The organism is Agarivorans sp. 2_MG-2023 (assembly GCF_030548085.1).
GTDB lineage: Bacteria > Pseudomonadota > Gammaproteobacteria > Enterobacterales > Celerinatantimonadaceae > Agarivorans.
In genome coordinates, this window is sequence record NZ_JAUORQ010000008.1 from 181,345 (window position 1) to 193,959 (window position 12,615).

The 12,615-nt window shown below is 45.9% G+C and carries 15 protein-coding genes; 12 read left to right on the forward strand and 3 right to left on the reverse strand.

Features of this window, described 5'->3' with window-relative positions:
- Positions 1-92: 92 nt before the first annotated feature.
- Positions 93-1,088, forward strand: a complete 996-nt coding sequence (locus Q4549_RS13875; RefSeq protein WP_303552548.1) for an NADP-dependent oxidoreductase — start codon at positions 93-95, stop codon at positions 1,086-1,088.
- Positions 1,089-1,143: 55 nt separating this feature from the next.
- Here the strand turns inward: Q4549_RS13875 and Q4549_RS13880 are convergent, their stop codons facing one another.
- On the reverse strand, positions 1,144-1,761 hold the full coding sequence (locus tag Q4549_RS13880; protein WP_303552545.1) for a glutathione S-transferase family protein: 618 nt from the start codon (positions 1,759-1,761) through the stop codon (positions 1,144-1,146).
- Between the two features lie 106 nt (positions 1,762-1,867).
- Here Q4549_RS13880 and Q4549_RS13885 point away from each other — a divergent pair, with 106 nt between their 5' ends.
- The 9 genes from Q4549_RS13885 to Q4549_RS13925 all read left to right on the forward strand — a co-directional run bounded on the left by Q4549_RS13885 (position 1,868) and on the right by Q4549_RS13925 (position 8,934).
- Entirely contained in the window at positions 1,868-2,749 is an 882-nt protein-coding gene (locus Q4549_RS13885) for a LysR family transcriptional regulator (protein WP_303552542.1), read from the forward strand.
- A 28-nt stretch (positions 2,750-2,777) separates the two neighbouring features.
- Positions 2,778-3,722, forward strand: coding sequence for a chemotaxis protein (locus Q4549_RS13890; RefSeq protein ID WP_137674436.1), 945 nt, complete (start codon positions 2,778-2,780; stop codon positions 3,720-3,722).
- Between the two features lie 62 nt (positions 3,723-3,784).
- Positions 3,785-4,501, forward strand: coding sequence for an ABC transporter substrate-binding protein (locus tag Q4549_RS13895; protein ID WP_303552540.1), 717 nt, complete (start codon positions 3,785-3,787; stop codon positions 4,499-4,501).
- Between the two features lie 84 nt (positions 4,502-4,585).
- Complete coding sequence (locus tag Q4549_RS13900) at positions 4,586-5,404, forward strand: DUF2797 domain-containing protein (protein WP_303552537.1); 819 nt, start codon at positions 4,586-4,588, stop codon at positions 5,402-5,404.
- Positions 5,405-5,446: 42 nt separating this feature from the next.
- Complete coding sequence (locus tag Q4549_RS13905; RefSeq protein WP_303552535.1) at positions 5,447-5,731, forward strand: hypothetical protein; 285 nt, start codon at positions 5,447-5,449, stop codon at positions 5,729-5,731.
- A gap of 45 nt (positions 5,732-5,776) precedes the next feature.
- Positions 5,777-6,511, forward strand: a complete 735-nt coding sequence (locus Q4549_RS13910) for a DUF2796 domain-containing protein (RefSeq protein WP_303552532.1) — start codon at positions 5,777-5,779, stop codon at positions 6,509-6,511.
- A 1-nt stretch (position 6,512) separates the two neighbouring features.
- Positions 6,513-7,229: an ABC transporter ATP-binding protein gene (locus tag Q4549_RS13915; protein ID WP_303552530.1), complete on the forward strand. Its 717-nt coding sequence runs from the start codon at positions 6,513-6,515 to the stop codon at positions 7,227-7,229.
- Positions 7,216-8,442, forward strand: coding sequence for an ABC transporter permease (locus tag Q4549_RS13920; protein WP_303552528.1), 1,227 nt, complete (start codon positions 7,216-7,218; stop codon positions 8,440-8,442). The genes Q4549_RS13915 and Q4549_RS13920 overlap by 14 nt, the downstream gene beginning before the upstream one ends.
- 12 nt (positions 8,443-8,454) lie before the next feature.
- Entirely contained in the window at positions 8,455-8,934 is a 480-nt protein-coding gene (locus tag Q4549_RS13925; RefSeq protein WP_303552525.1) for a DUF3299 domain-containing protein, read from the forward strand.
- Here Q4549_RS13925 and Q4549_RS13930 read toward each other — a convergent pair.
- Together Q4549_RS13930 and Q4549_RS13935 are read right to left on the reverse strand one after the other, a co-directional pair.
- On the reverse strand, positions 8,931-9,176 hold the full coding sequence (locus Q4549_RS13930) for a DUF6868 family protein (protein WP_303552522.1): 246 nt from the start codon (positions 9,174-9,176) through the stop codon (positions 8,931-8,933). The two genes, Q4549_RS13925 and Q4549_RS13930, sit on opposite strands and share 4 nt — an antisense overlap.
- Positions 9,177-9,247: 71 nt before the next feature.
- On the reverse strand, positions 9,248-10,207 hold the full coding sequence (locus tag Q4549_RS13935) for a DUF2914 domain-containing protein (RefSeq protein WP_303552519.1): 960 nt from the start codon (positions 10,205-10,207) through the stop codon (positions 9,248-9,250).
- A 329-nt stretch (positions 10,208-10,536) separates the two neighbouring features.
- Between Q4549_RS13935 and Q4549_RS13940 the strand changes: the two genes are divergently transcribed.
- The gene (locus Q4549_RS13940) at positions 10,537-11,280 is read left to right on the forward strand and encodes a gamma-glutamyl-gamma-aminobutyrate hydrolase family protein (protein WP_303552516.1); all 744 of its coding nucleotides are present in this window, start codon (positions 10,537-10,539) and stop codon (positions 11,278-11,280) included.
- A 20-nt stretch (positions 11,281-11,300) separates the two neighbouring features.
- Complete coding sequence (locus Q4549_RS13945; protein WP_303552513.1) at positions 11,301-12,578, forward strand: FAD-binding oxidoreductase; 1,278 nt, start codon at positions 11,301-11,303, stop codon at positions 12,576-12,578.
- Positions 12,579-12,615 lie beyond the last annotated feature (37 nt).

Genomic DNA, 12,615 nt, shown 5'->3' on the forward strand with positions numbered 1-12,615 from the left:
TAGCTGTAAGGGCTATTTATTCCAAGTTATGCATCTATTTATACTATTTCCACTAACAATGAACGGCTAAGGCCACTCAAAAAGGATGCGTAATGTCTAGTTATCAATCAATTCACTTAGTGAAACGCCCGGTTACCAGCATTGAAGCCAGTTGTTTCGAAAGCCAGCAGCACGCTGTACAGGCTTTGCAAGAAGGTCAATTTAGGGTTAAACAAACCCATATGTCTTTAGACCCTGCCATGCGCGGCTGGATGAGTGACGACCGTGATAGCTACATTCCGCCTGTAGAGTTGGGTGAGGTAATGCGTGCCAGCGGTATCGCTGAAGTGGTTGAGTCGTTAAACCCTAGTTTCCCGGTTGGCTCTAGTGTAATGGGCATGTTTGGTTGGACCGAGCAAGCCATTAGTAATGGTGCTGGCGTAAACATTGTACCGCCAGGTTTACCTGCTGAAGCCGTATTGGCAGTGCTTGCGCTACCAGGCATGACGGCTGCACAAGGTTTGTTAGAGATAGGCAAGCCTAAAGCAGGTGAGACCTTATTGGTGAGTGGCGCTGCGGGTTCGGTTGGTTCCTTAGTGGGGCAAATTGCTAAAGCGGAAGGTTTAAGGGTGATTGGTGTTGCTGGCAGCGATGAAAAATGTGCGTGGCTGGTGGATGAACTGGGTTTTGATGGCGCAGTTAACTATAAAACCGACAACATTGCCGCCAAAGTGGCTGAATTGACACCCGATGGTGTAGATATTTATTTCGAGAATACCGGCGGTGCGATTCAACAAGTAGCAGTTGATAACATGAACGCACATGGCCGTATTGTGGTGTGCGGCATGATTGCCGATTACAACACTGAAACACCTTCAGCGGGGCCAAACTGGATCGCTATTGTGAAGAAGCGCCTAAGCATACAAGGTTTTACCATGCCAGATCACTTCGACAAAGCGCCGCAGCTTATGCAGCAAGTTGGTGCTTACTTGCAAGCGGGTAAGTTGCAATATCGAGTGCATGTATTAGAAGGTTTAGAGTCAGCCATAGAGGGTATTAACCTGCTGTTTAGTGGTCAAAACCAAGGAAAATTAATCGTTAAATTGTAAGCGCGTTTGACCAAGCCGATATTATTGGCTTGGTCCTTTTTTAAGCTTATTGGCATCACGCTAGTAAAGCTGATTCATCGTCTATCGAGACATAATTGTCTAACTGAGCAATGCCCTTACACCACGCTTGAATTGCGGGGTAGCTAGCCAAACTAAACTCGCCTTCTTCAGCCACGTGGGTATAGGCATACAAGGCAATATCGGCAATGCTTAAGCGTTCACCAACTAAATAACGGTGTTGGCTTAAATGCTTTTCCATTACGTCTAAGGCGGCATAGCCTTGGCGTTTTTTATCTGCCAGTTGGGCGCGTCGAGTTTCATTCAAACCAGCATGGCCTAGCCAAAACCGCACTGAAGCAATATTGGGTTCGTGACTGTATTGCTCAAAGCTCATCCATTGCAAAACTTGCGCTTGCTGCCAAGGGTCGGTAGGCCAATATTGACTGCCTTGTGCCAGATAAAACAATACCGCATTAGATTCTGCTAAGCAGCGACCGTCGTCTAGCTGCAATACCGGAATTTTACCATTGGCATTGAGCGCCAAAAATTCAGGTGTATGGCTTTCTCCAGCAACAATATCATAGTGTTTTAGCTGAAAAGGCTGAGCCAATAAGCTGAGTAATAAGCGAATTTTGTAGCCATTTCCAGAGGGAAGGTAATCATGCAAAATCATAGCGGCTCCTTGCTAAGTGGTTGATGGCTTTAGTGTGGCAAGTTGCTTGTAGTTTGAATAACGATTATTTTTGATGGCAACTATTAACAAGAGTGATGGGTAATAAATGGATATTGATGCCTTACGCAGTTTAGTGGCTTTTGTTGAAAGTGGCAGTTTTACTCGAGCCGCTAGCCAAACCTTTTGCACTCAATCGGCGATTAGTGCACAAATGAAAAAGTTGCAGCAAGAGAGTCAAAGCCCCTTGTTTGAAAAAGAAGGCAGAAGTTTAGTGCTTACCCCCGCAGGCCAAGCCTTAGCCAGTTATGCGCGACGCATTGTGAGTTTGCACGACCAAGCTGTCACCGAGCTTAAACACAATCACGCTAATGTAGAGTTACGAATTGGCTGCCCTGATGATTACAGTGTGTCGGTATTGCCGGTGTTGAGTGAGCTATTGCAACAACACATTCCTCACTTATGTTTGCGTTTGCACGCTGGGCCTAGCTACCAGTTGCGAGAGCGTTTAGATAGTGGTGAGCTGGATTTAGCCATTCTCACTCGCAGCCCAGATAGCGACGAGGGTTACTTGCTAAGGCACGATCAAGGCGTTTGGGTAAGCCCAAAACATCAAGATCTAAGCCAGCAACGACCGATTCCTATCGCGCTATATGAAGCAGACTGTAAGTTTCATAGTAGCGCCATAGATGGTTTAGATAAGGCCGAGCTGCCTTATCGCTTACTGGCTACCAGTGCAAACCATAGCGGATTATATGGTATGGTTTCGCAAGGGCTTGCGCTAGCAGCAATGGCGCGTTCTAGCAAAGGTGAATTGCAAGAATTGTGCGCTAAAACAATGCCGCCCTTGCCAGCAATTGATATTGTAGTTGTCAGTGCTACCCTGCCTCACTCGGCTTGCGGCAGCGCAGTTATAAAACAAATTTGTGAGCAGTTTCGCCAACTTGACCCGCTTGTAATAGAGCGTTCAAGGGCGACTGCCATTAGTTGATCGTTATCCGAAAAAGTAAGGATGCTTCATGAGTAGCGCCACGAGTCAGACACAAGGTTTATTGCATTTTAGGTTGTCGCTAAACCAATTATTTGCAATTGGCACCTTAAAGGTACGAGAGATTGTTCCTTATACTCGGCTTACCGCCCTGCCTCATTCTCATGAGCATGTATTAGGCTCTGCTTCCTTACGTGGGCAAACTATTTCGGTTATTGATATGGCAGCAGCTGTAGGTTATCGGCCGATTGCCGAAGACGAGCGCGATGCTTGTTCAATCATTATTACCGACGTAAGCCGCCAAACGGTAGGTTTTTTGGTGCGTGGTATTGACCGCATTACCGAGTGTCGCTGGCGCGATATCGATCCACCACCAAGCACCTTAGGTAAAGATGCTTACGTAACCGGCGTTACGCGGGTAGACGATAAGCTGATTCAGCTGTTGGATATTGAAAAGCTAATTGCTAGCGTATTTCCAGACGATGAAGACCGAATTCGCGTATCGGTCAGCCTGCCAGACCAAGCTATTCTTAGCCAACTTAAAATTTTGCTGGTGGATGACTCGGCCACGGCACGTAAGCAGTTATCTAGCGCCCTGGATAGCATTGAAATTGACTATCAAATGGCTAGCGATGGTGCGACTGCTTTTAAAATGATGCAGCAATCCGCAGCCGCCGGGCAACCGGTAGATGTATTAGTAAGTGATATTGAAATGCCAGGCTTAGATGGTTACGAACTGACGTTTGAAGTGCGTAGCGACCCCGGTGTAGCAGACGCTTACATTATCTTGCATACCTCACTATCAAGTGAAATTAGCGTAGACCGCGCGAGCCAAGTAGGTGCTGATGAAGCCTTAACTAAATTTGACGCGGCTGAACTGATCGATGCCATGCTACGCGGCGCGGAACGTGTTTCCGACAGTGAAACAAGGAGCTCCTTAGCAAAAAAGAACGGAATCCTTGAGGGGATCTTTTAAGCCTTTATACCGCGTTAACTCGGCTATGCTTATTAATACCTATTGATAAGCATGGACGGCTTATGCCGCGATTATCCATTTATTTATTGTTGTTTAATACGCCCTTTGTCGCGGCTAGCAATATCGATATCGCCACCGACTTTTGGGAAGATTTTAGTAACCGAAATGGCACCGGCTATTATTTTTCATTAGTCGAACGTATTTTCCCCGACTACAGCTATACCGCCCACTTTATGCCTTACCCACGTAGCTTGGCCATGTTAGAAAAGCAGCAGGTTGATCTTGTTTTTGGTGCTTCAGCCGATGAGTTCGATAAGGCCAATTGTTCACAATACTTAATTGAGCGCGATGTTACCGATATGCTGGTTTCAGCCACATTTGCTAATAGCTATCAATCAAGCGACGATTTAGTGGGGAAGCGTGTAGTGTCTCACCTTGGTTACGATTGGGCAGACTCTTTGCCAGAAGGAGCCAGCTACGATGAATACTCTGATTTAAGCCAAATGATTAAATTACTTAAAGTTGGCCGTGTAGATGCCATTTTGGATTATCGAGATGATGTTGAGGCATTACTAGATAGCTCTCCGTCACTGAAAGGGGACTTTGCATTTATCGATAGTGTGTTTGGCTATGGCACTACTTTTTGTTTTTCTGCCACTGAAAAAGGCGCAATGTTATTAAATCAATTTGACCAAACCATGCCGCTGCTTATTGAAAGCGGCGAGCTGCATCAAATAATGATGGACCAAACCAGCAGTGACGAAGACTATCCCTACTAAAATAATGCTTATGTTGAAGCTTGGACGCCGCTGAGCTTTGCTTTACACTGCTCTGCTAAATAGTTATTCAAAGAGTAGAGTAAGATGCAGGGTCATTTATCTAAAATGCGCGCCGAACTGGCCGAGCAAGTACAATATTATTTGCCGGTAGGTGAACAAGAGCTGCACCTTAACCCCCTGATTGGACAATCTTTCGCCTTTGAATTTACCGGTAACATTCATTGCCGAAACTGCGGTAAAGCCACCAAAAAGAGTTATTCGCAAGGCCATTGTTTTGTTTGTATGCGCAAACTAGCGAGCTGCGATATGTGCATTATGAAACCCGAAACTTGCCACTATAGCGAAGGAACGTGCCGTGAGCCCGAGTGGGGCGAAACCAACTGTATGATTCCGCACTATGTCTATTTAGCGAATACTTCCGGTTTAAAGGTGGGCATTACTCGCCATACTCAAATTCCTACTCGTTGGATTGACCAGGGCGCTACTCAAGCGTTGCCTATCTTTAAAGTGGCAACACGCCAATTGTCCGGTTTAGTGGAGATTGAGTTAGCTAAATTGGTGGCCGATAAAACCAACTGGCGGGCGATGCTAAAAGGCGACGCGATTGAATTAGATTTAGTGGCCGAGCGAGAACGATTGTTGCCACAAATTGGTGATGCCTTAGCGGAACTTGCAGAACGTTTTGGCTTAGATTCAATTACCGCATTGCCCGACGAGGCGGTGGTAGACTTACACTTTCCCGTTGAACAATACCCAAGCAAAATTAGTAGTTTTAACCTAGATAAAAACCCTTTAGTGAAAGGTGAGTTGCAAGGTATTAAAGGCCAATACTTAATTTTTAACAATGGTGTGATAAACATACGTAAATTTGGCTCTTACGAAGTAAAACTGCTTGAATCCTAGTTAGGATTAGTTGTTTAAGAAGTACACACAAGGTAGCTGATAATGTTAAACCCCCGCCGGCAACAAGGTATAACTTGGATACTGATTTTTTCAGTATTTACCTTTGCCTTGGCGTGGGGCGAGCATCAGGCAGAGCGTTTAGACCCAGATCATTCAGAGCTCCATTGCCAGCTGTGTTTTAACTTAGAAAAACTCGCTACCGCCTTGGTGAGTAGTGCCTTAGTGATTGCGTCGTTAATGACTGCGCGGTCTTTTGTTGCCGTTAATTACGCTTTTAAAAATGCCCATAGTCTAGCGGCTAGCGCGCGCTCGCCTCCTGCCAGTTAACTAAATCTATATTCTTTTATTTTTAGCTAACAATGGATACCTATAATGACCTTTAAGCCTTTAATTGCGGCCAGCTTTGGCCTGCTTAGTAGTGCAGCATTTGCACAATCCGCTCACCAACACGGCGTAGCCGAGTTATTTTTTGCTGCCGCTGGTGAAGAGTTGGAAATTGAAATACTCTCACCTGCCGACAACTTTTTAGGCTTTGAACACGCGCCTGCCAACGAGCAACAACATCAGATATTGGATGATGCAAAAAAGCAGGCTGCTCAAGCCATGCAGTTGTTTGTATTTAATGGCGGCCAATGTGAGTTGGAAAAAGTTGGCCAACATTGGGGTGACTTAGACCAAGAAGACGAACATCATGATGAGCATGCTCATGACAAGCAGGATGAGCACAAAGACCATGACGACCATGCTCACGACAAGCATGATGAGCACAAAGACCATGACGACCATGCTCACGAGAAGCATGATGAGCACAAAGACCATGACGATCATGCCCACGACAAGCATGATGAGCACAAAGATCATGACGACCATGCTCATGAAAGCCATGATGACCATGATGGGCACGAAGCGCATGGCGAGCATGCTGCCCATTCAGACGTGCGCCTTACCTATCACTTCCACTGTCATGAGTTAGCTGATCTAAGCAGCTTCGATTTACAGTTGTTTAACTACTTCCCTCGTATGCAGAAAATTCAGGTGCAGGGAGCGAGTGATCGCGGGCAAGTAGCAATAGAAGCCACACCAACGCAAAACAAGGTAAAACTATAGTATGAGCCACTCTGCTTCTCTTTTACGTTTAGATGAAGTGGTGTTTGCGTGGCCGGGTGAACAACACCCGGCTATTCACATTCCTCATTTAAACATATCGGCAGCTAGTCACACTTTTATTCATGGGCCAAGTGGTTGTGGTAAATCAACTTTGCTCAGTTTAATTGCGGGAGTGATTAGTCCACAGCAGGGTTGCTTAACGTTTATGGGAAAAGACTGTGCAAGCCTGCGTGCTGCTCAGCGAGACCAGTTGAGAGCAGATAATATTGGCTATGTTTTTCAGCAGTTTAACTTGTTGCCTTATTTGTCTGTGGTAGAGAATGTGGCGCTAGCTTGTCAGTTCTCCAAAGTGCGCAAACAACGAGCGTTGAGCCGTTCAGTCACGGTATTAGAAGAAGCACGTCGCTTGTTGGCGCATTTACAGCTGCCCGATAAGCAGCTAGAGCAACCGGTCGGTCAGCTAAGTATTGGCCAGCAACAAAGGGTGGCGGCTGCGCGTGCAATGATTGGCTCACCAGCACTGATTATTGCTGATGAACCCACTTCTGCTTTGGATAAAACCAACCGTGAACATTTCATGAACTTACTCATGGCAGAATTAAGCCACTGCGATAGCAGCTTGTTGTTAGTAAGCCACGACCATGAGCTGGCCGAACGTTTTGAACAAGTGGTGGATTTACCTGAGTTAAATTTAGGAGGCCAAAATGAGCTTGCTTAAATTAGCCGGACACAGTTTGTGGGCAAGGCGCGGTACTGCCTTACTCAGTTTATTTACCATTGCCTTGAGTGTGGCTTTGTTACTCGGTGTTGAAAACCTGCGTACTCAAGCTAAATCGAGCTTCGCCTCTACCATTTCGGGGACCGATCTTATTGTAGGCGCTCGCAGTGGGCCAACTCAATTATTGCTGTATTCGGTGTTTCGTATTGGTAACGCGACGAACAATATTTCATGGGATAGCTATCAAGAGATTGCCGGTCAGAAATCGGTTAAGTGGTCTATTCCTATTTCCTTGGGGGATTCGCACCGAGGCTACCGAGTCATGGGCACCACCAATAGCTTTTTTGAGCACTATCAATATGCCAATAAGCAGCCGTTACGCTTTGCTCAAGGCGAAGCCTTGAACGAAACGTTTGAAGTGGTGCTGGGTGCTGAGGTGGCTCGAAAACTCGGTTATGGCTTGGGCGACAAAATTGTAGTTGCACATGGCATTGCCGCCGTTAGCTTTGTTAATCACGATCAATATCCTTTTGTGGTGAGTGGCATACTTAAACCTACCGGTACACCAGTAGATCGCACCGTGATAACCTCGCTGGCCGGTATTGAGGCGATTCACCTAGCGCCGCAAGCCACGCCATATAGCGAGCAACAACTTACTCCCTCTAGCATTACAGCGATGATGTTAGGCACTCAATCTAAGCTTCAGATATTTAATCTGCAGCGACAAATAAATCAATATAAAGGCGAAGCTCTATTAGCGATTTTGCCTGGTGTTGCCCTACAAGAGTTATGGGGAATCTTGAGCATTGCTGAAAGCGCGTTATTGGCGGTGTCGATTTGTGTTGTGATCACTGGTTTAATGAGCATGTTAACCACTCTTATGGTGAGCCTAAAAGAGCGTCGCCGCGAGATGGCTATATTACGCTCTGTGGGGGCTAAACCTCGACATATCTTTGGTTTGCTGTTGATTGAGGCGTTGCTATTGAGTGGGCTGGGGGCAATATTTGGCCTTGCCAGTATGTATCTCATTTTGGGAGCGGCTAAGCCTCTTCTGCTTAATCAATTTGGCTTTTACTTAACACTTGCTTGGCCAACGTTAGAGCAATGGTATTTGCTGTTGGCGGTAGTGGTTGTTGGCTTTATTGCTGGTGTATTGCCTGCGTGGCGTGCTTATCGTTACTCCCTGAGTGACGGCATGAGCATTAAGATTTAATAAGGAAAAATAATGAAACTTGCTTATTACTTAGTTGGTTTATTGATGCTCAGCCTAACTGCTCAGGCTGATGGCATTGACGTGTGGGATCAGCTATTACCGGAAAGCGAACGACAAATGGCACTGCCAGAGGTGGACCACAATGCGCCAATGGATCAAGCGGGTCAGCAAAACTTAAATGTGAGTGTGAATAAAGAGCTCGACGGCAAACCTATTCGAATTCCTGGCTTTATTGTGCCTTTGGATAGCGAAGGGGAGCTGGTGACTGAATTTTTGCTAGTGCCTTACTTTGGCGCATGTTTGCATTACCCGCCACCGCCGCCTAATCAGATCGTTTACGTTACTTATAAACAAGGTTTGCAGTTAGAAGATCTTTGGGAACCGGTATGGGTAGAGGGTACCATTAATACCCAAATTCAAGATGTAGAAGGTGTGGCTACGGTGGGCTATTCAATTACTGAGCCGCAATCGATAGTGCTGTATACCGACTAATCTAACACTATACTTAGGGCGATATAAGGCACAATGTAAAAGGCAATAATGGCCGTTTTATAGAGTGCCAAGCCCAGGTAGTGAAAACGGTCAAACTTTTCTACGCTAAGATTAAACCATTTGGAATGCAGCTTGTACGTCCAGTCGTGGGCAAGAGTTAAAAAGGCGAACCAATAGAGCAATACCGCTACATTAATCAATGCGCCCCAACCTAGCGCACTGCGAATCAATTCAAGTTCCATGGCTCACCCTATTGTGCTTCAACACGAATGTTCAATTTACCACGACTGCGCGGCGCTGCAAGTGACTAGGCTTACTCCACAACAAAGTTCTGTTCAAAAATTAGCTGTTGTTGCTGATTGAAAATGGCCACTCGCCAATGGCCACGGCTATGCTTATCAAATTGCTTACTGGAATTTGTGCGCCAACGTTGCCCACCAATGGCCAAATCTACGCTGGCACGCAAGCGTTCATCTTGGTACCAATGCACTTGAATCTGTTGGTCTTGCATGTTGCGTAGCTCGCTAAATAAGTAGATTTTGCTTTGTTGGTCTAGCTTCACCACCGTGAGGGAATCTACAGGTTCGCGTTGCTTTATTGCGCTAGTTAATTGCGCGCGGGGTAGCTGTTCAGTAAACCAGTTGGCTTGCTCTGCAGTGGTGACCGGCTGTTCGCTTAATGCTGGAGTTGCAGGCTCTGCTGATGTCGTTACTGGGTGTTGAGGCTCGTCCGTTATCGCTTCGTTTGCTAAGGCTTCGTCAGTTCGAAGATTTAACTTATTTTCTGTTTCAGCGCTAGTCGAAGTTGCTGGCTCTAATTCGACTATTGCTTGTATAGCGGGCTGCTCAATATTGTTCGCGCTGAGCGTGTCACTTGGCTGCTGCGCTGATGTTTGTTTTTCTGCAACCTGCTCTATTTCGCTTGTCTGTACTGTTTGTTTAGCCTGAGTATTTTTCTGAATCTCAAAGCTCGTTTCGGGCTCTTGTTTAGGCTGCGTTGCTTCACTATCCAGGTTCTCGGTGGTTACTGTTTCGGCTAAATGTACTGGCTCGCTGCTGGCAGTTTGGGCAGCAAGAGCATTAGAAGGCGCAGGCCAAAATTGCGCGATTACGCCACCGATAAGCAGTAATAAAAAAAGTACGGCGGCGGCAATCTTGCGAATGTCGAAAGGAGGTTTAGGTGCTAAAACCTTATCAATGCTGTTTTGTTGTGCGTTCGGCGCGGCAATGGGCGCCGAATTGAGTTGGATTTTAATGCTTACGTGTTCGGCCATGATTGAGGGTGAGCCCCATACTCCTTAATTGTTGCCGAGCAATTTTACCTATTAAGCTACTAGGCTGCCATTGATTTACTTGATTCCTGCTATGCAGCAGTGAAATAGCAAATGCATTAATGAATAAGCTGTTCAGTATAAGCGCAGTCTTTTTCTAGCTGGCGGCATGATCAAATGCTGTTTAAAGACGCAACTTATTAGCCTTACTCACATTTTGTCTGGTTTGCTTGATTGCTCAAAACTCAAGATGTTAAATATAATTTACATTGGATAAATTGTATGCCACTTTAACCCTAAGCTGAATAGGCTATGTTTGAGGGAGTATATTGATGACAAAAAGCCACAAGCAACCATTGATAGGTATCATCACCTGCCATAAACCACTAGGGCTTTATCAGGTACAAAGTGTTAATGAATTTTATCTGAACGCTTTGGCTGAGTATGGCGCGAGCCCAGTGATTTTAACGCATCAACTAACAGGTGAAGCGCTGCATTCGCTATTAGCGCAACTGGATGGTGTATTGCTCACCGGCAGTCATTCTAATGTGCATCCACAGTTGTATGGTGCGACTCACCAAGAACCGCGTTTAGATGGCGGTAGAGATAGATTAGCTTTTGCTATTGTTGAATATTCTAAACAGCATGCTCTTCCAGTATTGGGTATTTGCCGGGGCTTTCAAGAGATGAACGTAGCGCTTGGCGGCAGTTTGCACCACAAGGTTTATCAATTAGCGGGAGCGATTGAGCATAGAGAGCCCGAGAGCGAAAACTTTTCAATAAAATACGCTGACCAACACTCACTTAAGCTTGCCGAAGACAGTTGGTTGGCTGGTTGGCTTGATTGTCAGAGCATTGAGGTGAACTCTTTGCATAACCAAGGTGTAAATCGCTTAGCGGATTCATTGATTGTAGAGGCGCAGGCGGAAGACGGCTTGGTGGAAGCTTATCGGCTGGCTCAGCATCCTTTCTTTTATGCGGTGCAATGGCACCCTGAATGGCAAGCCACTCGCAACCCGATTTCGCAGGCCATTTTTACCCAGTTTGTTAAAGCGGCTAGCTTACACCAGCAATAGAGTGTCGTTAAGGAGTCAACATGCTTAGCCATACCGCTTCGTATTATGCCGCCAGTGCCAACAATACGCGCCAGTTTCCTCAGCTACAGCAGCATATTCGTTGCGATGTTTGTATTATTGGTGCCGGCTTTAGTGGCTTATCATCGGCGCTGCATTTAGCCGAAAAAGGCTTTCATGTAGTAATACTGGAAAGTGTCAAAGTAGGTTTTGGGGCCACTGGACGAAATGGCGGACAAATCGTCAATAGCTACAGTCGAGATGTTGATGTCATCGAGCAGCGTTACGATAAAAATACAGCGCAAGCGCTTAATGAAATGATCTTTGAGGGCGGCGAGATTATTCGCTCACGAATTGCCGATTACCATATTGAGTGTGACTACCAGCAAGGTGGGGTATTTGCGGCATATAATGCCAAGCAACTGAAAGGCTTAGCTGAACAAAAAGCGAACTGGGAGCGCTTTGGTAATCATCAACTTGAGTTATTAGACAAAGCGCAGTTAGCGAAAGTTGTTGGCACTCAAGCATACCAAGGTGGCTTGTTAGACATGAAAGGCGGGCATATTCATTCGCTTAACTTAGCCTTAGGAGAGGCAGAAGCGATTTTGTCCTTAGGCGGAGAAATTTACGAGCAGTCTGCAGTGCTTGATTACCAAGCTGGTGAACCGGCCAAAGTGACCACCGAGCATGGCAGCGTAAGGGCTAACTATTTGCTGTTTGCAGGAAATGCGTATTTGGGCGAGTTAGAACCTAAGCTAAGTGACAAAGCCATTCGTTGTGGTACTCAAGTGGTGGCTACAGAGCCGCTAAGTGATGATTTATGTGAGCAGTTGCTACCTCAAAACTATTGCGTAGAAGATTGTAATTACCTGTTGGATTATTATCGAATTAGTGGCGATAAGCGCTTATTGTTTGGTGGTGGTGTGGTTTATGGGGCCAAGCCTTTGGCCTCAATTGAAAAACAAATCAGACCCAAATTTGAGGCTTTATTTCCGCAGTTAACCGGGGTAAATATTGATTATGCATGGACCGGTAACTTTTTGCTTACCTATTCACGAATGCCGCAGTTTGGCCGCCTAGATAGCAATATTTATTACCTGCAGGGTTATAGTGGTCACGGCTTAACTTGTACCCATTTAGCGGGAAAATTGCTGGCAGAGGTATTAAGTGAGCAATCGCAACGTTTTGACGTATTTGCCTCGCTTAATCATTACCGCTTTCCAGGAGGGCGACACCTGCAAGTGCCTTTTACCGCCTTAGGTGCGGTGTATTACAACCTGCGTGATAAGTTGGGAATATAAGGTATGAGCGATTTCGTTTTTACAGCGATGTAGCACC